Origin of the sequence: Priestia sp. FSL H7-0729, assembly GCF_038005685.1 — a bacterium.
Lineage (GTDB): Bacteria > Bacillota > Bacilli > Paenibacillales > Paenibacillaceae > Paenibacillus.
On the sequence record NZ_JBBOTQ010000016.1, the window covers coordinates 17,522 to 41,656 of the forward strand.

Sequence of the window (24,135 nt, forward strand, 5' to 3'; positions counted from 1 at the left end):
CAATGTTGAAACGTATATTGGTTGCTGTTGATGGTTCGGAACATGCGCATAAAGCTTTGGAACAAGCACTGATCCTGGCTGAAGGTATGAAACAACCCGCAAGCCTGTTGATCGTGCATGTTAATCCTGCTATCTCTATCAATGAACCTGCATTGGGTGTTGATCTGGAAGCTCGGATTGCTGAAGAAGGGAAACATATCATAGAACCGGTGACCAGACAGTTGTCCGGAAGGGACATTGCATATGAGACACTGCTGATTGCAGGTGATCCCGTTAATGAGATCTGCCGTGTGGCGCGTGAACGAGATTGTGGAATGATTGTGATGGGTACAGGCGGGAAAGGTGTGCTCGAAGAGATAATCATGGGCAGTGTCAGCCATGGCGTGTTAAAACATGCAGAGTGCCCCGTCCTGACGGTTAAATAGGTTATGAAATCCTGTATAATGCAATAGCTCAAGATTGCCACAATGGCTCATCAGGCACGTTACAAGCTATGATTGCCGAACACCGTAGTGGGTTGATGGCACGGAAATGGTGTATAAATAGATTATATAAATTGAACTGAACTTTTACATGAGACAGCGATTGTATGGTTGTTCTGTCATCGAAGTGGCAGTGTAATATTCTTAAGTTCAATAGGGTCTAAAAGGATGGAGGATGCAGCATATGAAAAAACAACATCTGTTTATCGGTGGCAAACCGACCGAATCCGTAGATTATAAAGCACTTCAAGCACCATACTCCGGAGAAACGCTGGCAGAAGTCTCGTCGGCTTCAGCCGAGGAAGCGGAGGCTGCTGTTACAGCTGCGGTTCAGGCTGGGAAGGCAATGCGCCAGATGCCTGCACATCAGCGTGCAGATATTCTGTACAGGTTGTCCTCGATGCTTGAAGAACGCAAGGAAGAAGCGGCGCGAATCATTGCGCTTGAAGCAGCGAAGCCGATTACCGCAGCATTGGCTGAGGTTGACCGTACGGTAGAAACGTATCGTTTTGCCGCCGAAGAAGCCAAGCGGCTGACCGGTGAGACCGTTCCGATGGATGCAGCCAAAGGGGGAGAAGGGCGTATCGGCTATACGATGCGGCAACCTCTAGGTGTCATCGGTGCGATTACGCCGTTTAATTTTCCAATGAACCTGGTAGCACACAAGGTAGGCCCGGCGCTGGCAGCAGGCAATACGATTGTTCTCAAACCTGCGGAGCAGACACCCCTGTCCTCCTATTACATCGCTAATCTGCTTCAGGAAGCCGGATTGCCGGATGGTGCACTGAACGTGGTGAGTGGTGACGGCAAAACCATTGGGGATGTACTTGTTGAACACCCTCGTGTTGCCCACATTACGTTTACAGGCAGTCCAGCGGTAGGTACGAGCATTCGCAGCAAAGCAGGACTCAAACGTGTGACATTGGAGCTTGGGTCGAATGCAGCGGTGATCGTGGATAAGGATGCAGATTTGGACAAGGTGGTTCCTCGTTGTGTGACCGGTGCGTTCACGTATCAGGGACAGGTATGTATCTCACTACAGCGAATCTACGTACATCGTGAGATCTCGGAAGAATTCATCCGGCGTTTCGCTGAAGCGGCTAATCAAGTGGTAATCGGAGACCCACTGAGCCCGGATACGGTGGTCTCTGCACTGATTACCTCCAAGGATGTACAGCGTACACTCGACTGGATTGAAGAAGCCAAACAGGCCGGGGCTAAAGTGTCAGCAGGCGGTCAAGCTGAAGGAGGCGTTCTGCGTCCAACGGTGCTGGTTAACGTTCCACGTGATGCCAAGGTATCCTGCCAGGAAGTGTTTGCACCCATCGTTGTTATCAATCCGGTGAATTCCGTTGAAGAGGGTATTGAACATGTTAACGATTCGATATACGGACTTCAGGCAGGCGTATTTACAAACGATATTCATACCGCCCTCCATGCTGTCGACCAGATCGAAGCAGGTGGAGTTATGATTAATGATATTCCCACGTTCCGAGTGGATCACATGCCTTATGGTGGGGTGAAACAAAGTGGGATTGGACGTGAAGGTGTCAAATATGCGGTAGAAGAAATGACGGAATTGAAGTTTGTCATGTTTAACAAAGGATGATTCTCTTCCATTCTTTTACTCAATATACCGTATGCTAATGGAAATATAACCAGACGCTCCTGTGCCAGAATAATGGCACAGGATTTTTTTAATTGAAGATCATGGAAAAAGTTTCGAAAATACATACGGATTCTTCACTGACTGCGGGTTCACATCTGATGAGACGGGTATAACATAGTTAACATACCGTAACTTAAATGACTAAACGCCGCTCATATCACCGAAGCATGATGTACCCATCCAGAGCACGAGCGGAATGAAGCGGTACAGCATCGCCGAAAGTCTTATAATCTCTCATTATTCAAATAAAATGCAGTATGAAATAATAAGCCTGAACTCTGGAGTTGCAGGACAGGCAGGAGGTGTATTCAGGTGGCATATTCCATGGTTGATGTATCGGGAATGTCAGGCGTAAGTCTGAACGAACTGAGCCAGTATGCGGAGGCAGGTCTTCTGAATCCGGCCTTTGGGGATTTGGATGAAGCTATCTATTATGAAAAGCAGGAATTACTAAGACTCCAGCAAATCCTCTTCTGTAAGGAAGTAGGTATGGAGGAAAATGAGATTGGCCCTATGCTAAGAGATGATCCTCAGGATGTCATACGCATCATGAAACAGCATCGCATTGAGATTCTGGAGAAGGCACTCCGCTTGCATGGATTGATTCAGACACTGGACAAAACGATCGCGCATTTGCAAGGAGAACAGGAAATTGACGAACATGAGCTGTATATCGGTTTTGTAGATAAGGGGCGTCATCAGTTATTGAATGAATCGGTTTCTAACTCTGTCAATAATGATGTGAAACGAATGCAGAAAGAGAGCATTCAGAAATCTGACCAGGAGATAAAATCGAAAGAAGATTATCTGGATTCCCAGGCGAAAATTGATCAGGTTCATCTCGACTTGCAGCAGGCCATTGAGGATGGATTGGAACCCGGTAGTGCGAAAGTACAACGGATTATTGGCAGGCATCTTGAATGGATCAAAGGTTATTATACACCCACCGCTGAAATCTATCGGGATTTGGCCAATCTGTATGTAGAGCATAAAAATTTCCGCCAGATGTATGATGGTTACCACCCGAGGCTGGCTGAATTTCTGCGGGACGGGATGATGATTAAAGCGGAACACGATTTATCCTAGATGCATAAAGTAACATGGGCGAGCAAGAACATGGGTGTGAAACAACTTGGATAACAAAGAGCGCAGACCTCCAAGAGGACTGCGCTCTTTGTTATTATTCGGGTTTTTCATCATCATGTGTGATGAGGTCTCCGATCACCTTATTCTCATTTCCTAAAGAGATACAGTTGCTTCCAGTTGCTCTGTGAGCAGACTAACGGCTTTCTCCAGGAAGACGCGATCTTCGTCGTCAAAACGGTTTTTGACCGGGCTGTCGATATCCAGCACCCCATACAGTTCACCGTTTATGATAATAGGTACAACAATCTCACTGTTCGATGCTGCATCACAGGCAATATGGCCTGGGAAGGCATGAACATCGTCAACGACCAGGGTACGTTTTTCCGCAGCAGAAGTGCCGCATACCCCACGTCCCAGTGGAATTCGGATACAGGCAGGCAGTCCTTGGAATGGTCCGAGAACCAGTTCTTTTCCATCATACAGATAGAAGCCGACCCAATTGGTGTCGGTCATAAATACATTGAGCAGCGCAGCAGCGTTCGCCAGATTGGCAATCGCACTAGGTTCATCGCGGATCAGAGCACTTAACTGTCCCAGGACGGCGGTGTGCTGCTCACTTCGTGTTCCTTCATAGGAAACAGCTTGAAACATGTAAATCACCCTCCCGAGCAAAATGGTACTTATTTTCAAGATAGTGCAGAGGATGCGGTTAGTCAAGCGGAGGATTTCGGAAAGGGAAGGTAATGCCAGAAGAATCCTCCTGTTTCTCAGCTTCTCGCGTGGGGTAATTACTTAGCAACCACGGAGGGCTACAACCCGGGAAGGAGCTTGGCTTATGCATGCAGAGGTACAGAATCTATTTGTACGGATTCATCTACTATATTTCGCCCAAAATCAGGATTTGAACGTTAGCGAGGCGCTGCCCCTATTGGAAGAACGGGGATATCGTGTTGGAGAGCGGGAGATCAAGCAGGAGCTTGAACACCTGACACAGGAGAACTTCCTGACCGCCCACGGGGACCAATGGAGCCTAACCGGGACTGGTATTGAAGAATTCAAGGAAATCACCACCGTACTTGGCCGGGTTAGCGATGAATTGCTGGCGAAGGACAAGAAAACGTCCAAAGCTTAAAATTCAATCGGACAAGCATGATGACGTGATTCATTCAAACTTGAATGGATCCATACGGACAACAAGACCGGGAGCGACATTGGCCCGGTTTTTTGACGTATGTTCATGACTGAATAGTTGCCATTCGGCGCAGGTTATGATTAGATGACTAATGAATCTTATGGTCTGCGGAGATGGATCGGATCGGAGTGTCTTATATGTATAAATGCAAAGGAAGAATTCCCGAAATGGAGACTGCGCGGCTTCGTCTGCGTAAAATGCGTCGCCGGGATGCAGCCCAGATGTTCGCATGCTGGTCAGATCGCGAGGTGACCCGTTACATGAATCTTGCACCCATGATTGGGACAAGCGAAGCGGCGGACATGATTGGACTGCTCAACCAAATGGCAGGGGAAGAGGATGCGATCCGTTGGGGGATCGAGCTCAAAGAAACGGGCAGGCTCATCGGAAGCTGTGGATTTAACACATGGCAGCTTGAAGGCGCATTCCGGGGAGAAATTGGTTATGAGCTGGGACGTGACTATTGGCGTCACGGTTATATGACAGAGGCTTTCTCTGCATTGCTGCCCTTTGGGTATGAGACCATGGGTCTTAATCGAATTGAAGCGCTGGTTGATCCACGTAATGTGGCTTCCGGTGAGTTCCTGACGAACCGCGGCTTCACACGAGAAGGGCTGCTGCGTCAGGTGCAACATACATCCACCGGATACAAGGATATGGTGATGTATTCGATGTTGTATGATGAGTTTCTTCGCAAGCGAGGTAAATAAAAGAGAGAAGGGTTCGTGTGAATGCAACTGGAGGTTTGAAGCGCAGTTTCATCTTGACGGGGCTGTTGCTCGCAACATTTCTGTCAGCGATTGAAGGCACCGTAATTGGTCCGGCAGGGCCTACCATTGTCAGTGAGTTGGGGAGTGTACAACTGCTTAGCTGGATTTTCACCGCATACCTGCTGACGATGGCTGTGAGTACGCCTATTTTTGGAAAAATCAGTGACTTGTATGGACGAAAGCCTGTATTTCTTATTGGCTGTTCCTTATTTTTACTGGGTTCACTCTTGTGCTGTCTGTCGCAGAATATGGAGCAATTGATTATTTTCCGTGCTATTCAGGGGATTGGTGCGGGTGCGGTAGTTCCTGTTACATTTACGATTATTGGGGATATCTACTCCATTGAAGAACGTGGCAAAATCCAGGGATGGATCAGCTCCGTTTGGGGGATTTCGTCTTTGGCAGGACCGCTGCTTGGCGGTTATTTTGTAGACAATCTTGGCTGGCAGTGGATCTTTGGTTTTAATGTGCCGTTTGGTCTGCTCGCGATGTGGTTTGTATTTCGTTATCTGAAGGAAGATATCTCTCCACGTACAGCCAAAATAGACTATGTCGGTGCGCTGACCTTCACGGTGGGCATTACCGCATTGTTATTTGTCCTGTCGGCGGGTGGGCAGTATTATGCCTGGAGTTCTCCGTTGATTATAGGACTGAGTGTGGTTGCCGCTCTGTTTATTATTTTATTTTTTGTGGTGGAAAAAAGAGCTCAGGCCCCAATGGTTCCACTACATCTGTTCCGAATTCGGGACATCCGTGTGGCGAATATCGCCGGACTGTTAACCAGTACCCTGATGATCGGTCTGACCAGTTATTTGCCGCTCTGGGTGCAGGGGGTTCGGGGAGGCAATGCGACGGAATCCGGGTTGCTACTCGCTCCGATGTCGGTAGGTTGGCTCATTGGTAGTGTGCTCGCAGGTCGTCTGCTGATGAAAATTGGATCACGGTTGACCGCATTGATTGGAGTAACCGGCATTGCGATCGGATCGGGTGGACTCTTTCTGGTGGGAGGGACATCCCCGCAGGCTGTGCTATTTATTTTGACCTTTATATATGGTCTTGGCTTCGGATTTGCGTTTACGATCTTTACTATTATTTCGCAGTCTTCCGTAGGATATAAGGAACGTGGATCTTCTACGGCACTGCATACGTTCATGCGTACCTTGGGACAGACGATTGGTGCAGCAGCTTTTGGCACTTGGTTGAACTATCGAATCTCCACATTATCGAGTGAGCAGAATCTGGCGGAGGCCGGAGTATCGGAGAGTGATCTGAACGAACTGCTCGCACCACATACGGATGCAGCACTATCGGATGACAAGTGGGCGCTATTGCGGAGTGTGCTGGAAGGAAGCTTGCATTCCCTGTTTGTCATCATGTTTGTCATTGCACTGGTCTCGTGGGTAACGACGCTTGCTCTACGCAAACGTTTAATTGTACCCGAAGATGCAGATGCTCCACCACAACCTCAAAGCTCAAAATAAAAAATGGTTGTATACGAAAAACCGGATTCGCCGATGTCAGGCAAATCCGGTTTTTTTTGTTGATGGCACATGTGCGGTGGACTAGAGTTTACCTTCACACTCTGGCAAGTGATACGTTGGAGGATGTCCGGGTCTAAAGCATTTTGAAGTACAGGCTGACTGATCCTGGTGAATCGTCCAGACGAATTTCTAAGGAACGGAGGACGTCTTATTTGACCTTCTGCTGCTCTTTTTAAATTGTAAGGAACATGAGACACGTTATTTCCCGAAATCACCTGAAAAACACGTTGTAAACGGCGGTTTATTCAAGGATAGCGTGTGTCAGATTCCTTAAAATGCAGCGAGCGCTTCAAACCCCTGAATAAGAAGTGACAGGTTCGTTAGCGCTCCCGCTATGGCTTTAGGCAGGTTTGAATATAAGCTCTAGCCGTTGGCTGATAAACGGTCTGCAGAATGTGCAAGCCTTCCCAAAAGTTCGGACAGCAATTCCTTGTCTTCCTCACTCAGTCCACTGACAGCACGATCGATCTTCATCGCATAACCTGGATAGATCTCATCCATAGTGCGCTGGCCTTCTTCCGTTAGTTCCACAAAAATGATCCGTCTGTCTTGCGGACAATGTTTACGGTGTAACAATCCTTTTTGCTCCAGCTTATCAATCACATAGGTCACATTCCCACTTTGCAGCAGAAGTTGTGCGCCAACCTGTTGAATCGGCTGTGCTCCTTTCATATATAACACTTCGAGCACCCCGTATGCGGTGGGGTTGAAGCCATGCACTTTGCTTCCGGATACAGCGTGTTCATTCACGCTCTTGAATGTCTGGGCCAAGGTGCGGTACAGATGAAGTGAACGTTCGGTTCCGATTTCTTGTAATTCCAGCATGCTGATCCCGCCTTTTCAGATAATTTTATAAGTTGAAATGATGAAGTTACAACCTATCACTACGAGAACAGAACAACCTTTCAATCAATGTTATCCCCATCGTTATGCTGTTCATGTAAAAAATTATTTCAACTTATATGCGTTGGTTAGTTATGTTTGAAGATTCAGGTTGTCACCATGGTTTAATTGTAAACTTCTATTTCTACGAAAAACATGCGATATGTCACAAGATTTGCATTTTTAGCATTTAAAATTTGATCATTCACCATAACGAAAAATCATCCTTGAGGTGCCGCTTCTTCTCCGCCTCTGGCAGGAGGTTGAGTCAAGCCCGGCTCTCTTATAATGAGTTCATATCATGAATTCGGAAGGTAATGGAGGAGAGAAGCATGACAAGTGATTTAACGTTTGAAGGACATCGACCGCTGAAGAATAACCGATCTTTTGTAACATTGATGGTGGCACAGGCCATTTCCAATTTGGGTGATTGGCTGCATCTGCTCGCAATACTTACCCTCGTAGGTATCCGCTGGAATGCAACGCCATGGGAGATTACATTTGTCACACTATCCGCCGCACTGCCCATCCTGTTGACAGGGCCACTCGCAGGTACGCTTGCAGATCGCCTGAACCGAAAATGGCTAATGATTGTAGCTGATGGTGTACGGATCATCATCGTGGGTGCGTTGATTTTTGCTGATCAGATCTGGCACGTCTACATACTGCTTGTCCTCAAATCTCTGTTCGATGTCATTTTTTCGCCTGCCAAAAACGGAAAGCTAAAAGAAATTGTACCTCACGAACAGCTTGCGCAAGCTGTATCCATCAGCTCGATCATTGAACAGATGTCCAAAATCATTGGTCCAGCACTTGGTGGGCTGTTGGTAGCCGCTTTTGGCATCACCTGGTGTTTTGTTCTCGATTCAGCGTCTTTTCTGATTTCCGGTATCATTTTATTGTGGATTCCTGGAACTCGGGTGATCCAATCTGCAATTCATAACGTAACAGAAGTAGAGGAAGAGACAGCTGGGGGTGTTCGCAACCGCCCTAAAGATTCTTTTTGGAAGGAAACACAGGAGGGCATCCGCATGCTCGCATCTCTCCCTCATGTAGGAACGTCTCTGATCTTGCTTGCTTCAGCCATACTTTTTCTGCAATTTGCAGATTCACAGACCGTAGTGTTATTCAGACAGCTTCCCGGAATTTCAAGTGATCTGCTGGGATGGTGTGTGGCGGCCAGTGGTGTAGGTACATTAATCGCAGCGATGAGTGTGCGGAAGTGGAAGCATGCAGGGCATGTTTTGAAAATGGGTCTGGGTACCGTTCTCATGGGTCTGGTAATCGGCGGAGCCGGTGTTATTGTTGGAATTTGGCCGCACGCCGGGCTAGGTGCCAACCTGCTGTTAGTATCCCTCTTTGCCTTGGCAGGTGTTGGAATTGGGTTTGCGATTGTACCCTTTCAAATCCTGTTGCAGGAACAGACACCTGAACCAATGACAGGCCGGGTATTTGGAACGGTAGGCAGCATTATGACAGCCAGTAATATTATGGGCCCGGTGGTAGGTGGATTCATGGTCACCTCATTCGGTGTAGTGCCAGCTTTTGTCTGTTCAGGCATTTTGCTGACCCTGCTTGGTTTGATTTATTTGATGAAACGCAACAGGGAAAAAGCCGAACTGAATGGCTCCATTGCGGGTAAAACCATGATTGCAGGGGACTAAAAACATGTCGGACCTGTTTAGGTTAGAACCGTTGAAATGAAGGTATAAATTTAACTCAAATTTTAAGTTTTTGATCAAAAAGCGTTTGAGTAAACGCCTTCACGTGTAATGAGGAACAGGCAGAAATCCCTGTATTCTAATTATTCCTAGGGGAAAAATCATATGCCTTGTCCCACCAACGCAGTAGCGGAAAGGGGGTGAAGCAACTTGAATGTAAAGTTACCAAAATCCATAGTACGTCTTGGAAGCATACCACTGGCAATACTTGCCGGGACTTTGATGTTGGGGTTTGGATCCTCACATGTATACGCGGATGATGCTCAGATATCTTCTGAAAAGTCGTCCAGCGGATTGTCGCTAAACTTGTTTTCACGCGATTCGGATGGTGGGTTGAACCTGACTCCGTCGGTATCGGTATCCACACCATTACTGGATGTTGAAGTTCCGTCGATCAAAGCGAATGAATCCACAGGTAAGCTAAGTGTCTCTGAGCTGAAAGTAGATACACCGCTTGGATCGGCCGGAACATCAGAGATAGGTATTGATGCGAAGAAGGGAACCGTTGAACTGCCGTCTGTACAGGCGGATACACCGGTGATCAAAGCCGATGTATCAAGCAGTCAGGTGAACTTGAACGAAGGTACAGCTTCCTTGCCCGGGGTTACCGCAGAGGTACCCGAGGTAATCAAGGCAGAGACGTCTGCTGTGAAAACTGACCTTCGGCAGGGGAAGGTTGAATTACCTTCCGTGAAGGTGGATGTACCCGAGGTTACTTCGGTCAATATCTCTTCATCTCGAGTGGATCTGAGTAAGGGAAATGTCCAGCTACCTTCTGTGAAAGCAGAAGTTCCTGTTGCAGACGTATCCGCTGAACTCAATCCTGATCAGGAGAAGGTGGAGATTCCGAGTGTGAAGCCAGAACGGCCTGTAGTCACTCCGGAACAACAGCCGGTCGTCAAAACACCGAAAGTTGAAACTTCCAATACGAGTGCACTCACAGATCCTGTTTCATCACAGAATAACGAGGAAGGGCAGGACGCAGTTCAGGTTACGGGCAACGTGATTGAGGTCACCCCGGAACCAGGAGTACGTCCAGAACAACCTGTTGTCCCGCAGGCATTGCCTGTTGATGGAACCGATCTGGCGCAGAATTCGGATGTCAATGCAGATTTGCCTGATAACGAGTTATTCCTCGTAGATCAGAACTCCGCTAAACCATCTGTCACCGAACAAGTGAGTAACCAGAAAGCCAATCTGAAACAAGATGATGCTAATGCAGCATCTCCATTGCAGCTTCGCACAGAACGATCAACAAGTTGGTCTGTTGCCGCAACTTCTCCCGGAGCAGCGAATGCTTCCGCAGGGACAAGCTCCGGTTCGTCCGGTGTAACTGGGGGTGGAGCAACCGCTCCAGCCGCTGCACTTCCAGGAGCAACAGTGGGTCTGGTTACGCCGGATTACGGTTATGTTTTCCGAATGGAGCGGCCCGATGGATTCAGTCAATGGTCACAGGCACCGCCGGGGCGGCCGCCGCAATATACCTCTTTCTCATAGACAACATTGGCGTTAATTCAACCAAAATTGAGAAGGAGTGTATATAATCATGAAAAAAGTGAATCGTTGGGTAAAATTGTCGGTATTATCGGGTACGTTGGTGGCTGGATTGCTGGGAGCTACGCAAGCAACTTATGCAGATAGCTATAGCAATAACAGCAGTGGTAATCTGGATCTGAATGCAGGTTTGCGACTGGAGTTGGGATCTCTTCTGTCAGGACACCGTGACACAGGTCACGGGAACAATGGTAGCTACGGAGGTTCCTCCAGTGCAAGCGGAGCATTGAATTTGGATCTTGGCCTTAACGCCGGCTTATCTTCCGAGAGTATGAACCGTTACAATGATCGTTCTTCCGACCACACAGTTGAGCGTAACAGTTCTGGCAAGCTGGGCCTTGGCCTGAATGCCAATGTGTCGGGAGAAGGTACAACGATGAGCGACTATTTACGAGGCGGCGATGGTCGGAACGTAAACAGCAGCTATACGAGCGAAAGCCGTGGAGCGCTGGGTCTCGGTCTGAACGTAAAAGCAGAAGGTGAGAGTGCAACAATGGCTCAAACTGAACGCAACAACAGCGTGAAAGACAGCGAGCGTAACACGAACAGTAGCTATGCGAGCGAAAGCCGTGGAGCACTGGATCTGGGTCTGAACGCAAAAGCGGAAGGAGAGAGTGCAACGATGGCTCAATCCGAACGCAACAATAGCGTAAAAGACAGCGAGCGTAACACGAACAGTAACTATGCGAGCGAAAGCCGTGGAGCACTGGAACTGGGTCTGAACGCGAAAGCAGAAGGTGAGAGTGCAACATTGGCTCAAACTGAACGCAACAACAGCGTGAAAGACAGCGAGCGTAACGTGAACAGCAGCTATGCGAGTGAAAGCCGTGGAGCACTGGATCTGGGTCTGAACGTAAAAGCAGAAGGTGAGAGTGCAACGATGGCTCAAACCGAAAGCAACAACAGCGTGAATGACCGTGAGCGTAACGTGAACAGCAGCTATGCGAGTGAAAGCCGTGGAGCACTGGATCTGGGTCTGAACGTAAAAGCAGAAGGAGAGAGTGCAACAATGGCTCAAACTGAACGCAACAACAGCGTGAAAGACAGCGAGCGTAACGTGAACAGCAGCTATGCGAGTGAAAGCCGTGGAGCACTGGATCTGGGTCTGAACGCGAAAGCAGAAGGAGAGAGTGCAACGATGGCTCAATCCGAACGCAATAATAGCGTGAAAGACAGCGATCGTAACACGAGCAGTAACTTCACGAATGAAAGTCGTGGAAGCTTGGATCTGGGTCTGAACGCGAAAGCAGAAGGAGAGAGTGCAACGATGGCTCAAACCGAACGCAACAACAGCGTGAATGACCGTGAGCGTAACGTCAACAGCAGCTATGCGAGCGAGAGCCGTGGAGCGCTGGATCTGGGTCTGAACGTGGATGCGGATGCAGAGAGTGAAACTACATCTGTGGTGGAGACAAATCGGTAATATGAGATTTTCACTGTAATATGAAGAAGCAGGGGCTCCGGAACCCCTGCTTCTTTTTTATGCTTTTCAAAATTCGAAATAATATGCAAATGGACAAGGATTTCAGTATAATTGTTATAACAGTTGAATAGTATAACTAAGGAGGGAAATGAATGAATAGGGTGAGTGAAATGGAACGAAAAGTAACGAAATTTGGTAATAGTCTTGGATTAACCATGACGGATGCCTTCAAACAAATTGGTCTTGAACAAGGTGACATGGTTCAAATTGAGGTAAATCAGTCTAACGGGGAAATTATTATTAAGAAGTCTACAAAAGTCAATTTGCCTAACGGAATCAGTAGTGATTTTATGGATACATTAGCTGATGTGATAGGTGAATACGATCAAACTTTGAAAGGTCTCAAGGATAGATGAGCATGACCGGGTATTTGAGCATACAAGAGGTTATTGCGATCAATGTCGCTATGATTAAGCGTTACAGTCCTGGAGAGCAGATTGGAGTTAAAGACTCTGGTCTGCTTGAATCCGCGATTATAAGAGCGCAATCATCAGCTTTTGGTAACGAAGCCTACCCATCTATATATGAAAAATCTGCTGCGATTTTTCAATCTTTGGGCCAAAATCACCCTTTTCATAATGCCAATAAAAGAACGGCTTTTACTGCACTGGTAATCTTCCTGCGTTATAACAATGTGTATCTTAAAATGGATCAAACTTTTGCTGAGGACTTTACTGTCGATATGGTGAACCACAAGTACACATTTGAAGAACTGGTCTCGATTATTCGTACATACTGTGTTACTGAAAATGAAATATAATAGTAAGCAATAAGTCATACGTTACTATGATTTATTGCTTTATTTTATTGCGGAAATTTACACGAGAACGTAGAGGACAGAAAGAACCTGAAGAAGTGGAGCGTTCGCCTTTATCCCCTGATTTTCACCTTGTCAAATTGATTCAAAAAATCGGGGGATAACAGCGATCGGAAGGTTGTTCTGTCATCGGAGTGTGCAGTGTAACTGGTCTTTAGTTCAACGGATATAGATTACAATAAAACATAAAGAATGAAATAAACGCCTGATCAGAACAGGGAGTGAATGATATGGGAACGGAATATAACAGTAAGGAAGTACACGAGTCCATATTGGACGTACATATTACAGAGGCAGGATACGAGCCGGGACAATCGACCATACGCAATATTCGAATGAACGTCGGGCGAGGAGAGCTGGTAGGTATTATCGGACCCAATGGTGCGGGCAAAAGTACCACAATCAAAACACTGCTCGGTCTGCTGGAACATGCGAACTATGAAGTGACGATTGGGGGAGATGGTCGCTATGCCTATATCCCGGAGCAACCGGTTTTTTACGAATATATGACCCTATGGGAACATCTTGATCTGGCGGCAGCGGCATATGAAATGGAGGAAAAGGTCTTTGTCGTGAGAGCGGAGGAACTGTTAGTTCGCTTCGGTATGGACCATGTTCGAAATGATCTTCCGGCCAGTTTTTCGAAGGGGATGCGGCAGAAAATGATGCTGATGATCGGATTTCTGTCTGCTCCGGATATCTATATTGTGGACGAGCCGTTCATCGGACTGGACCCCCGTGCAACCAAGGATTTTCTGAAATTACTTGATGATGAACGTCGCCGTGGTGCGGGGGTGCTCATGTCTACGCATGTACTGGATACCGCTGAACGAATCTGCGACCGTTTTATTCTAATCGCTTCGGGCAGATCTGCTGCCGAAGGAATATTAGATGAGATCCGTGAAGCGGCAGGATTGCCGGAGGCCTCTTTGTTTGACTGTTTCGATATACTGACGTCTTAGATAGAGAGAGGGTGAGAGAAGATGGAGAATTCCCAGCGTTATACCCCACTTCGTTTATACAGACGAAGACGTAAAGAGCATTTCAAGGAACAGATGAAAAATCTCAGACTCGTCGTGGATTGGACAGTGTGGGTATACTTGCTTGTTCCGGGTCTGCTCTATCTGATTGGGTGGTACACGAGTCTGTGGACCAAACCACTGCCTGCATGGGCGACAGGGTTACCGCTCCCCGTACTGACTGGGCTGATTGACGTCGTTATGCTTACCGGTGGTGTGTTGATATTTGTGGAGGAAGCGGATGTATTGTTTCTGAAATCAAGGCCGTTGTGGATGCGCACGTTAATGAGGCAAGGGCTCTACCGGTCCTGTCTGCAACATCTGGGCAAAATGATCCTGATTACAACGCTGACCGCACCCTTATGGTCCCGTGTCTATGAGATGTCGAATCTCCAGATTGCACTTATGGCTTTCTGGTTTGGTGCAGTAGCTTCATTGCAAGCCATAACACTACACATGATGAAGGTTCGACATACAGGATGGCGGCGCTGGATTCGGGTGGTCCCTCTCGTGGTTGGCATAGGTTACATGACCATTCATGCGACATCATGGATGCATGGACAAACGTGGAAAATCAGTTTTGGAATCGTAATTATCATGCTTCTTCTAATTACAGTTGGACAGATGAGGCTATTGATGAAGGGAACGTTTGAAGGGGATGTGCGGGAGGATCTGCGGAGCAGGCTGCAGCTTACAGCTCTAATGTTAAGTCGGGCGGTGAGCAAGCCGAAAGCTCCACGAACACGTTCCATTATCTTCCGCAAACCGCGTAAACTATTACGCCATCGTTCCATCGCGAATCGGACAGCGGAGATTGCATTCAAGGCATTTTTCAGGAACTCGGCCACGATGAAATTGTATCTGCAGCTTGGCGGACTATCCATCGCAGCCGTTGCATTACCACCTTTTCCGGTCAATGTCATTGTGTGTGCGTTATTAATCATCATGTTGACGGTGATGTTTTATCGTTCCTGGGATGTTTTTGCAACGTCCGACTATGTTCAGCTCATAACGTATGACTCGGAGGCGCTGCATCGTGCAGGATCAATGATGGTTCGGATGTTGTTCATCCCGATTGGTATTCTTATGGGATTCACGCTGGGATTGGCCTGGCTCGGCTGGATCGTCGGTATTCTGACAGCTGCAGGTGCGGTAGCCTTCGGACTCTGTGTCTTATCTATTACCGGATGGGTTCGGCTTACCCGTGGCTAAAGGAATTCATTTCTTAGTCAGAGCATATGACGTGCTATAACTGACCATGCTATAGAAGAAGAATCTCATCTATGGATGATGAGAGATTAGCTGTAGCAAGGAGGAAGAGATGATGATAGATAATAGCGAACTACAGGTACACTTTTCAGACGGTTCAGCGTTGAATGCCGCCAGAGCAACCTTGGAGGAATTGGGATATAAGCCATATCAGTCCGGCCCGCTGGAATTGTATATTCCCACAGATCGCCAAGATCCTCAGTCCGCCGTAGAGATTGTTCAATCTCATGGAGGAAGTGCCGTATTTGCTTCGCAAACGGAAGAACTGGATCAGTTTCAGAATATATCGATTCCGGCGCATCTCGTGAATGAGGACTGGAATGAGGGGTATGTGAGCGAAAATCAGGGAATCCAAACGGAGCAAGGCAGACATAACCATAGCGAGGACCCAGCATACGATGATTCGGCGGATGGATTCTCTGGCAGTGTCAAAGCATAGAACGTAAAAATCACAAGTTAAGGGTGGTTCGATCCACCTTTTCTAAAATGGAACAATGCTGAAAACCCCGGTATTCCACAGATAGTGGATATCGGGGTTTTTGACATCTGAAGCAATTCATCATGCACTTAAAGTGTGTAATAACTATTATTGAACAACCTCTACTATAAAGTAGCGTGCTTATATTCAGCCGCATGCATACCAGCCGTATAACCCGTCGAGAACGCAGCAGTGATATTATACCCTCCAGTGTAGCCGTGAATGTCCAGAACTTCACCGCAAAAGAACAGTCCAGGCAGCAGCTTGGATTCCATTGTTTTTGGGTATATCTCCTTTAAGTGGATTCCTCCCCCAGTAACGAAGGCTTCTTTGAGTGATCTCGTTCCGTCTGCACGGAAGGTGAAAGCCTTCATTAGGCCACACAAGTTGCTTAACATGCCTTTGGGGAAATGATGGAACGTGAGGTCCTCGCTGATCTCCGCCCTTTTCATCATTAATGGGATCATGCGCTCTGGAACCCATGTTTTCAGTATATTTTTGACAGCCTTGCGGGACTCTTGTTCCAATACCTGTTGAACCTGTGCTTCCAATGCGCCTGCAGATAACTCCGGGAACAGATCAATGCTCATAATGACCTGTGTGTTTCCAGACTTCATCTGCACTTTGCGGATAAATTGACTACAACGCAGTGCAACCGGTCCAGACACTCCAAAATGCGTGAAGAGCATATCCCCGCGATGAGAGATGACTGTTTTTCCTTTGGCGTCCAATACAGACAATGCAATATCTCTCAAAGACAAACCTTGCAGTTCTTTGGATTGAATCCAACTCTCTCCGGACACAATGGGCACTTCGGTTGGATATAACTCCGTAATCGTGTGACCCGCAGCCTCAGCCCAAGGATAACCGTCTCCGGTTGATCCGGTTTGGGGTACGGATTTGCCGCCGGTAGCGATGATGACGGAGCGTCCGAGAATGGTTTTACCTGAGACCAATTTAACACCCTGTACTTGCTGACCGTTCTGAATGAGTTCCTTGACCGGTTCTTTGGTGCGAATCTCGACGCCGAGGGAGACAATTTTGCCTACCAGCGCGTCAACAACTGTTTTTGCTTTATCGGTTACAGGGAACATTCTGCCGTTGTCTTCTTCTTTCAGGGCAATTCCGAGATTCTCAAAGAAACGCATGATTCCCTGGTTGTCCAGATTCTGAAACGAACTATATAAAAAGCGGCCATTACCCGGAATATGCCGGATGAGTTCATCCGTCTCCTTGGCATTGGTTACATTGCACCGACCTCCGCCAGAGATGCCGAGTTTACGACCCAGTTGATCTCCTTTATCCAGCAGAATAACGGAGGCTCCATGCTCGGCAGCTGCAACACAGGCCATCAGGCCGGCAGATCCACCACCAATTACGATGACATCATACAACATTGTTTATTACCCTCTTTTTTTAAAATAGTTTTTGACTATTAACTTCTGTATTGGTGATCAGGTGTGAAAATCCAAAATAGCAATATATAGATTGTGTGAGATATCGTATGTCTATATATTGTATGTGAAACCACTTCTCATCGAATGATGAAAGATATTAGTCGAATGGTCTACTTTTTTGACCATTTATGATGAATCGACAGTTCTATTATGCAGTCTTAAGGGATATATTGTAATATACTGTCGCCTATGTTTTAATCAGAAATACATGAGGGATTGTGCAGGCGAGGAGGGAGATGGCATTGTGGTTGCGTTGAAAGACATTCTTTTACAAGTACTGCTGGCAGGTTCAGCGGTATTGCTCATTCCCTTATTCCATCTGATGCTTACCAAGCAGGTCGTAACCAAGGTGGAACGAATTGGAGTAATACAGGTCAGTCTTGCTTCAACCAGTGTTGCGAGTATGCTTCTTTGTCTGCTTTTTGCCCAACCTGCGAGCCCGTTTCCCGTCTCAATCTCCCTAAGTATTGTGCCTCTTACAATTGTCATACTTTACTGCAGGCCGGGAATAGGCTTGACGCTTTCCCTTCTCCATATACTCTTCTATTTTATTTTTGCACATTCCTATGATCTGTACGGATTTCTCCTGCATACAGGTATTCTTCTCTATCCTATTGTATGGTTGTCTGCCAAACGATTCAAGCATAATACACCTTTGCGCAAAATGGCGCTCCTTATCACTCTGATTGCAATAGAATTAATTGTAACGAGTCTGTTGTGGATCTCATCTCACCCGAATGACTCCTCCTACTCTGTGACCTACATAATATTCACATCACTTGGATATACTGCTGGAGCGATTGTTGCGGGTAGCCTGAGCCTGTTATGGCTGGAGCGGATGAAACATTATCGTGGGCTGGAGCAACATCTATCGGAAGTTCACCATCGATACATAGCCGAAACGGAGAGGCTTCATCAGATTCTGAATGCAGTTCCTCTCTCGATTGCGACCGTAGATAAAGAAGGCACAGTCATGTTCGTTAATGAGATGATGGAGCAAACCGCAAGAGAGCAACTACCTTGTACTTCCGCGCCTGATCTAATTGGACAGCCTGCCAGTCAATTCGTTGAACAGGGACAGGCGGACAAGATGGATAAAAGCATTCGCAGGGCTGTCGTTCATGGTGAGATTAGTGGTTTGACCGTTCGTTACGGTGCGTACGTATTTCAGTCCCGAACCGTACCGATCTATGCCTTTCCGACAGAGAATACGAGAGAAGTTACAGGTGCCATGCTGATCATTCAGGATATCACGGAGCTTGAGATGTTGCGAAGTGAACTGGATAATGTGGATCGTCTCAGTCTGGTGGGGCAGATGGCTGCAAGCATTACGCATGAGGTGCGTAATCCAATGGCGGTTGTGCGGGGGTTTCTTCAACTGATGCAGGAAAAGAGTCCGGACTCCCTGGATCACTATTACCGGATCGTTCTGGAAGAGCTGGACCGGGCCAACAGTATCATTAATGATTTCTTGTCTCTGGCTCAGAATCGTATTGCCGAGAAAGAGGAATCCCAGCTGCACGATATCATACATGAACTCAGTCCATTGTTATGGGCGGATGCGAACCTGCGTGGTCAGAGTATTGAACTCATGCTCGACCATAATGTGCCGAAATTGCATCTCAATTCAAAGGAAATCAAACAGGTGGTGTTGAACCTGGCCCGTAACGGGATGGAGGCTATGAATGAGAAGGGCGTGCTTACGCTGGAAACACGGATCGTGGATGATAAGGTGGAACTGTGTGTACGTGATACAGGACCGGGTATACCGAGAGTGAAGACGGAAAAGCTGTTTGAACCTTTCTACACGACAAAAGCCAAGGGAACCGGACTTGGATTGTCCATGTGCCTGAGCATTGTTGAACGACATAATGGAACCATTACCGTGGAATCGGAGGAAGGCCAGGGTACTACCTTCAAAGTGGCGTTTGAACGTTAGTCATTCAGCATATTTTGCCAGACTTTGAGACATATTATTATGGGAGAAGCCTTTCCGCAGGCGGTTTCTGAACCTTGCTTTCATTGCTTATGGATGTATAATAGGGATAGCACTTCATTACATCCATAATGTTCGATATGAATGTAACGGTGTTTTGGAAAGTTATTGGCCTTTAAATTCTATCGAGATCATAGAACAACCATTTATAAGGAGTGAAACCGAATGTCGATGTCATTTGATCAATACATGAAAGATATGGTTCAACCCATGCGGGATGAGTTAACTCGTCTAGGAATCCAGGAATTGCGTACTCCTGAAGAAGTGGAAGCAAGTCTGCCGGATGCAAAAGGAACAGCACTGGTTGTCATTAACTCTGTGTGCGGATGTGCCGCAGGTCAATGTCGCCCAGGTGTGTCCCAAGCACTTCAGCATGATATTACACCGGATCACCTGTACACTGTATTTGCTGGCCAGGACAAGGAAGCAACTGCAAAAGCACGTGAATTCTTCGCACCGTATCCGCCATCTTCACCGTCCATTGCTCTGATGAAAGACGGAGAACTCGTTCACTTTATCGAGCGTCATCAAGTGGAAGACCGTTCTGCAGAGGAAATTGCGGCTGATCTGACAAGTGCATTTGAACGTTATTGCCGTTAATTCGCTCCATAGAACGCCCCGCCCTTCGGATCACCGATGCCGGGGCGTTTCATTTTGGATAGATAAGGTTATTGAACCATTCGGACCTTTCAAGATGGACATCAACTTTCATTAATTTAGAAACGGGGTGTGTGAACGATGAGTTTGCAACAACAGATCATCGCTGAATTGAAGGTTAAACCAAGCATCAATGAAGAAGAGGAAGTACGCAAGCGTGTTGATTTTCTGAAGACGTATGTGAAAAATGCGGGTGCCAAGGGCTTGCTGATTGCGATCAGCGGCGGTATTGACAGTGCAGTGGCTACTGCGCTTTGCAAACAAGCGACGGACGAGCTTACACAAGAAAACAACCAGGAGTACAAAACGCTTGGTGTGTTCCAACCTTATGGTGAGCAATCCGATATCGACCACAGCTACGCGGTAGCGAAAGCATACGATCTGAAGCATGTTGTGGAAACGAATATCGAAGATGCGGTAAATGAAATTGCACTGGAAGTGGAGCAAGGTTTCAAATCCTTGGGTAGCCCACGCCATATGACTCACCAAGGCAAAGGTAACGTTAAAGCGAGAACGCGTATGGTGATGCAATATGCGCTTTCGTTTGAAGAAAACCTGCTTGTTGTAGGTACGGACCATGCGTCCGAAGCCATCACGGGCTTCTACACCAAATGGGGCGATGGGGCTGTCGATATCACACCACTGAGCACCCTGAACAAACGTCAGGTACGCCAACTGGCAGCCTATCTGAAAGTGCCACAGGCTATTTTGGACAAGGCACCATCTGCAGGGCTATGGGAAGGTCAGACGGACGAAGATGAGCTGGGAATTTCGTATGAAGCGAACAGCGACTATCTCGAAGGCAAACAGATTGATCCTGCTGCACAAGAGCGCCTCGAAGCGTTCTATACGCGTACACATCACAAACGTAATGCCATTCCGGGTATCTAATACGAACGAATGAGCATGCTTGTTATAAGCTGTTAACACCAATATTGAAATACCGTCCCTCTTAGGGAATGCAAAAGAGTCACTGCTCACGCAGTGACTCTTTTTGTCATGTGGAACGAGAAACCGCAAAAATCCAGGTGACTACAATTTTAAAGATGAGTTAGTTACTCCAGTCTTTGATCTGTTGCAGGGTCTGGGTGATGGCTTGCTCCAGTTGTGGAGTGGTTTCTTTAAATGGATGTACCGTATTAAAGGTGTGGTTCCCTTCAGGTATCTGGTGCCATGGGATGTCAGGGCGTGCTTGCACAAGTGCGGCAGAACCGTCCCGCAGACGCTGGGGATCTTCTGTTCCCTGAATGAGTGCGACTCGCACAGGTGAAGAAGCCAAGCGGTCAATAATAGCGTAACGTTCGCTATGCTTGTCCAAGTCTTCCAGTATAGACACGTCCAGTGGCATCTGCTGACCTGTACGTCCGTTAACGACATGGCTGCGGCCATGCGTACGCATCTCTTCTTTTTGCTCTGCACTGAAGAGATCCAGATTGGTTACGCCATTCCAGGAGATGACACCTGCCACCTGCTCGGGATGATCCAGTGCATAGACAAGACTTACGCCCGCACCGCGGCTATGACCAACCAGGTATACAGGAAGTCCGGTGAATTCAGGCTGTGTAGCCACATGTTCCAGTACCAAGGCCAGATCGGCAAGCTCCCGGCTATACGTATTCACTGCGAACTTTTCAAGTTCAGAGAATTGCTCCAGATATTCGCCAATACCGTTGTGAGAGAAATTAAAGGTCAATACATGATGCGTCTGGCTTAGTTGAGAAGCTGCATAGGGGAACATGCCCCAGTCTTTGAAGCCTTTGTATCCGTGTAACAGAACGATGACGCCTTGAGCGGGTTGTTGTGCAGGGAAAAAGTCCCCGCGAATGATAGCCTCTACGTCAGTGGGTAATTCAAAAGTGATGGGCATGATTCAGACCTCCTAAGAATTTCAGACGATTCCTGATTCATATTTTAGCATATATGGTAATGCGGATAGGTACTCGCTTCTGGGCGCCCCTCCTGCTACAATAGAATACGTGTTCGGATAGTTACGGATCATGTGATTAAAAATTAAGCGGGTGAAGCGTTGATGATATATGGCATTGGGAATGATGTGCTGGAGATTGGACGTATGCGGAAGTTGCTGTCCGGTCGCCATGCGGAAGCTTTTCTGAAACGAATATTAACGCCAGCAGAGCGGGAGATTGCGGTCCATCGAGGGAAGCGGATGACGGAGTTTGTATCCGGCCGATTTGCTGCAAAAGAAGCGGTATCCAAGGCATTTGGCTGCGGGATCGGTGGTGTCATGGGTTTCACTGACATTGAAGTGCTTCCAGATGGGACAGGGCGTCCAGTGGCTTCACTGTCCAGTCAAGCCTGGGAACGTCTGCAGCTGCCATATGATAAGCAGTATGACATTCATTTGAGTATTACGCATCAGACGGAATTGGCAGCGGCCTTTGCGATTGTAGAACAGATGGAAAAGTAGCTAGCTTGGCAATAGGAGAGGAAGGGCTTATGGGTTTACAGGAACAGAAACAACATTTCAGCGTGAATTTGCTGGACTGGTATATGATCAACCGAAGGGATTTGCCGTGGCGTCGTCACAATAATCCGTATTTCACATGGGTATCGGAGATTATGCTTCAGCAGACTCGGGTAGATACGGTCATTCCGTATTTTAATCGTTTTATTGGGAATTTTCCGACCGTGCAGGCACTTGCGGAAGCACCGGAGGAGGAAGTTCTGAAAAATTGGGAGGGACTCGGCTATTACTCCCGTGCACGTAATCTTCAGGCAGCCGCGAGACAAGTCATGGAGCTGCACGGAGGCGAGATGCCTCAGGACAAGCAGGCTGTCTTTGCATTAAAAGGGGTGGGCCCGTATACTGCCGGGGCCATTCTGAGCATTGCCTTCAACCAGCCGCAGCCTGCGGTAGATGGCAATGTCATGCGGGTCCTGTCCAGATACTTCCTCATCGATGAGGACATTATGAAGGGCAGCACCCGGGTGTTGATGGAAGAGCTCGCAGGAGAGCTCATTCCGGAAGGGCGAGCGCGTGATTTCAATCAGGCGCTGATGGAGCTTGGTGCGTTGGTGTGCACACCCAAAGCACCGCACTGTCTGACTTGCCCGGTCATGGAGCAATGTTCCGGCCGCATCGCCGGAAGAGAGCTTACACTGCCGGTCAAGACCAAGGCGAAGCCGCCGCGCCCTGAGCAGCGGCTGGTCGCGATTGTGGAGGGCCGCGGTGAACATCGCGGCCAAGTGCTTGTGCGCCAGCGCCCAGACACGGGCCTATTGGCCCGCATGTGGGAGCTGCCGCATGTGCTCGCGGCGCCCGCCGCAGCCAGCAAGAAGGCGGCGCCGCTGGCGGATGAGCCGGCCATGGCCTTGCTGGCCGGCAGTCTATGGGCGGAAGGCTTCGCTGCCCGCCCGGAAGGGCTGGCTACCCATGCGGAGCATGTGTTCAGCCACATTGTCTGGAGCCTGCAGGTGTACAAGTGTACCGAGCAGGACCAGAGCAGTGAGCTTCCGCTAATCGCAGCGGAAGCCAGAGCCGCCTACGATGCACAGGCGGCAACGAAGGAGGACACAGACTCATCGTCAGCTGTGTCACCTGAGTCAGAGACAACACATTCATCGCAGCCAGGCACGCCTAATGTGCAGAACATCATCTCAACATCGCTTAACGATGGAGCGATGTTGGCACCATCTGATGGGAGTGACCTAGCGCTGAGCACTCCGATCATGACAGGTAAAGGCGATGGGTTGACCTACCGCTGGATCGGTCCGGAAGACATGGACAAGATGGCGTTCCCGAACATATTTCTGAAGCTGATCAGCAGTTATTTTGCAGGTGCGTATGGTCAAGTGAACGATTAATTGGGGGAGCTAACGAACCTTAGTGACGTTATCTTAGCCAAATCAACCTGAAAGTGCGAATCAAAGCCCGTATTTTGGAAATAGATACGCTGAGATTCGTTAGGTTCGGGATACGATGGAATATGGAGCGATAGCGTGTCCTTGGTTTGTTAGAAAAAACATCCATTAACATAACTAAAACTAAAAACTATAGTGATAGCAAAAAGAGAGCCTGATCACGGTCACGATGACCGAATC

General features: G+C 47.8%; 23 protein-coding genes. 19 read left to right on the forward strand and 4 right to left on the reverse strand.

Annotated elements, in window-relative coordinates:
- The first annotated feature begins 2 nt into the window (after positions 1-2).
- The 3 genes from MHH93_RS24490 (at position 3) to MHH93_RS24500 (ending at position 3,237) form a co-directional block, all read left to right on the forward strand.
- Positions 3-425, forward strand: coding sequence for a universal stress protein (locus MHH93_RS24490; protein WP_500056142.1), 423 nt, complete (start codon positions 3-5; stop codon positions 423-425).
- 241 nt (positions 426-666) lie between these two features.
- Entirely contained in the window at positions 667-2,091 is a 1,425-nt protein-coding gene (locus tag MHH93_RS24495) for an aldehyde dehydrogenase family protein (RefSeq protein WP_500056143.1), read from the forward strand.
- Between the two features lie 372 nt (positions 2,092-2,463).
- A complete protein-coding gene (locus tag MHH93_RS24500) occupies positions 2,464-3,237 on the forward strand; it encodes a MerR family transcriptional regulator (protein ID WP_500056144.1) in 774 nt (257 codons plus the stop codon).
- 153 nt (positions 3,238-3,390) lie between these two features.
- On the opposite strand, the gene MHH93_RS24505 is transcribed toward MHH93_RS24500, so the two are convergent.
- Complete coding sequence (locus tag MHH93_RS24505) at positions 3,391-3,888, reverse strand: GAF domain-containing protein (RefSeq protein WP_500056145.1); 498 nt, start codon at positions 3,886-3,888, stop codon at positions 3,391-3,393.
- Between the two features lie 184 nt (positions 3,889-4,072).
- Between MHH93_RS24505 and MHH93_RS24510 the strand changes: the two genes are divergently transcribed.
- The 3 genes from MHH93_RS24510 (at position 4,073) to MHH93_RS24520 (ending at position 6,680) form a co-directional block, all read left to right on the forward strand.
- Positions 4,073-4,369 carry a hypothetical protein gene (locus tag MHH93_RS24510; protein WP_339239393.1) on the forward strand — a complete coding sequence of 99 codons (297 nt, stop codon included), beginning with the start codon at positions 4,073-4,075 and terminating at the stop codon, positions 4,367-4,369.
- A 197-nt stretch (positions 4,370-4,566) separates the two neighbouring features.
- On the forward strand, positions 4,567-5,139 hold the full coding sequence (locus MHH93_RS24515) for a GNAT family N-acetyltransferase (protein ID WP_500056146.1): 573 nt from the start codon (positions 4,567-4,569) through the stop codon (positions 5,137-5,139).
- A 35-nt stretch (positions 5,140-5,174) separates the two neighbouring features.
- The gene (locus MHH93_RS24520; protein WP_500056203.1) at positions 5,175-6,680 is read left to right on the forward strand and encodes an MDR family MFS transporter; all 1,506 of its coding nucleotides are present in this window, start codon (positions 5,175-5,177) and stop codon (positions 6,678-6,680) included.
- A 423-nt stretch (positions 6,681-7,103) separates the two neighbouring features.
- Here MHH93_RS24520 and MHH93_RS24525 read toward each other — a convergent pair whose 3' ends face one another.
- Complete coding sequence (locus MHH93_RS24525; protein ID WP_500056147.1) at positions 7,104-7,565, reverse strand: MarR family winged helix-turn-helix transcriptional regulator; 462 nt, start codon at positions 7,563-7,565, stop codon at positions 7,104-7,106.
- Between the two features lie 389 nt (positions 7,566-7,954).
- Between MHH93_RS24525 and MHH93_RS24530 the strand changes: the two genes are divergently transcribed.
- The 8 genes from MHH93_RS24530 to MHH93_RS24565 all read left to right on the forward strand — a co-directional run bounded on the left by MHH93_RS24530 (position 7,955) and on the right by MHH93_RS24565 (position 15,924).
- Entirely contained in the window at positions 7,955-9,286 is a 1,332-nt protein-coding gene (locus MHH93_RS24530) for an MFS transporter (RefSeq protein ID WP_500056148.1), read from the forward strand.
- A gap of 207 nt (positions 9,287-9,493) precedes the next feature.
- Positions 9,494-10,840 carry a hypothetical protein gene (locus tag MHH93_RS24535; RefSeq protein WP_500056149.1) on the forward strand — a complete coding sequence of 449 codons (1,347 nt, stop codon included), beginning with the start codon at positions 9,494-9,496 and terminating at the stop codon, positions 10,838-10,840.
- A gap of 49 nt (positions 10,841-10,889) precedes the next feature.
- The gene (locus tag MHH93_RS24540) at positions 10,890-12,320 is read left to right on the forward strand and encodes a hypothetical protein (RefSeq protein WP_500056150.1); all 1,431 of its coding nucleotides are present in this window, start codon (positions 10,890-10,892) and stop codon (positions 12,318-12,320) included.
- Positions 12,321-12,472: 152 nt separating this feature from the next.
- On the forward strand, positions 12,473-12,736 hold the full coding sequence (locus tag MHH93_RS24545; protein WP_091018775.1) for an AbrB/MazE/SpoVT family DNA-binding domain-containing protein: 264 nt from the start codon (positions 12,473-12,475) through the stop codon (positions 12,734-12,736).
- Positions 12,733-13,140: a type II toxin-antitoxin system death-on-curing family toxin gene (locus tag MHH93_RS24550; RefSeq protein ID WP_500056151.1), complete on the forward strand. Its 408-nt coding sequence runs from the start codon at positions 12,733-12,735 to the stop codon at positions 13,138-13,140. Before MHH93_RS24545 ends, MHH93_RS24550 begins: the two co-directional genes overlap by 4 nt.
- 287 nt (positions 13,141-13,427) lie before the next feature.
- Positions 13,428-14,159 carry an ABC transporter ATP-binding protein gene (locus MHH93_RS24555; protein WP_500056152.1) on the forward strand — a complete coding sequence of 244 codons (732 nt, stop codon included), beginning with the start codon at positions 13,428-13,430 and terminating at the stop codon, positions 14,157-14,159.
- A 21-nt stretch (positions 14,160-14,180) separates the two neighbouring features.
- Entirely contained in the window at positions 14,181-15,428 is a 1,248-nt protein-coding gene (locus tag MHH93_RS24560) for an ABC transporter permease (protein WP_500056153.1), read from the forward strand.
- A 109-nt stretch (positions 15,429-15,537) separates the two neighbouring features.
- On the forward strand, positions 15,538-15,924 hold the full coding sequence (locus MHH93_RS24565; RefSeq protein ID WP_500056154.1) for a hypothetical protein: 387 nt from the start codon (positions 15,538-15,540) through the stop codon (positions 15,922-15,924).
- Between the two features lie 164 nt (positions 15,925-16,088).
- Here MHH93_RS24565 and MHH93_RS24570 read toward each other — a convergent pair whose 3' ends face one another.
- Positions 16,089-17,360 carry a BaiN/RdsA family NAD(P)/FAD-dependent oxidoreductase gene (locus MHH93_RS24570; protein ID WP_500056155.1) on the reverse strand — a complete coding sequence of 424 codons (1,272 nt, stop codon included), beginning with the start codon at positions 17,358-17,360 and terminating at the stop codon, positions 16,089-16,091.
- Between the two features lie 304 nt (positions 17,361-17,664).
- Here MHH93_RS24570 and MHH93_RS24575 point away from each other — a divergent pair, with 304 nt between their 5' ends.
- The 3 genes from MHH93_RS24575 to nadE all read left to right on the forward strand — a co-directional run bounded on the left by MHH93_RS24575 (position 17,665) and on the right by nadE (position 20,964).
- Positions 17,665-19,359 (forward strand): two-component system sensor histidine kinase NtrB, encoded by a 1,695-nt coding sequence (locus tag MHH93_RS24575; RefSeq protein WP_500056156.1) that lies wholly within the window; start codon positions 17,665-17,667, stop codon positions 19,357-19,359.
- A gap of 222 nt (positions 19,360-19,581) precedes the next feature.
- On the forward strand, positions 19,582-20,016 hold the full coding sequence (locus tag MHH93_RS24580) for a BrxA/BrxB family bacilliredoxin (protein ID WP_440392385.1): 435 nt from the start codon (positions 19,582-19,584) through the stop codon (positions 20,014-20,016).
- A gap of 138 nt (positions 20,017-20,154) precedes the next feature.
- Positions 20,155-20,964 (forward strand): NAD(+) synthase, encoded by an 810-nt coding sequence (gene nadE / locus MHH93_RS24585; RefSeq protein ID WP_500056157.1) that lies wholly within the window; start codon positions 20,155-20,157, stop codon positions 20,962-20,964.
- 160 nt (positions 20,965-21,124) lie between these two features.
- Here nadE and MHH93_RS24590 read toward each other — a convergent pair whose 3' ends face one another.
- Positions 21,125-21,940 (reverse strand): alpha/beta hydrolase family protein, encoded by an 816-nt coding sequence (locus MHH93_RS24590; protein WP_500056158.1) that lies wholly within the window; start codon positions 21,938-21,940, stop codon positions 21,125-21,127.
- Between the two features lie 162 nt (positions 21,941-22,102).
- On the opposite strand from MHH93_RS24590, the gene acpS reads away from it, so the two are divergent.
- Both acpS and mutY read left to right on the forward strand, forming a co-directional pair.
- Positions 22,103-22,501, forward strand: coding sequence for a holo-ACP synthase (gene acpS / locus MHH93_RS24595; RefSeq protein ID WP_500056159.1), 399 nt, complete (start codon positions 22,103-22,105; stop codon positions 22,499-22,501).
- Between the two features lie 29 nt (positions 22,502-22,530).
- Positions 22,531-23,898, forward strand: a complete 1,368-nt coding sequence (mutY, locus tag MHH93_RS24600; RefSeq protein ID WP_500056204.1) for an A/G-specific adenine glycosylase — start codon at positions 22,531-22,533, stop codon at positions 23,896-23,898.
- Positions 23,899-24,135: the final 237 nt, after the last annotated feature.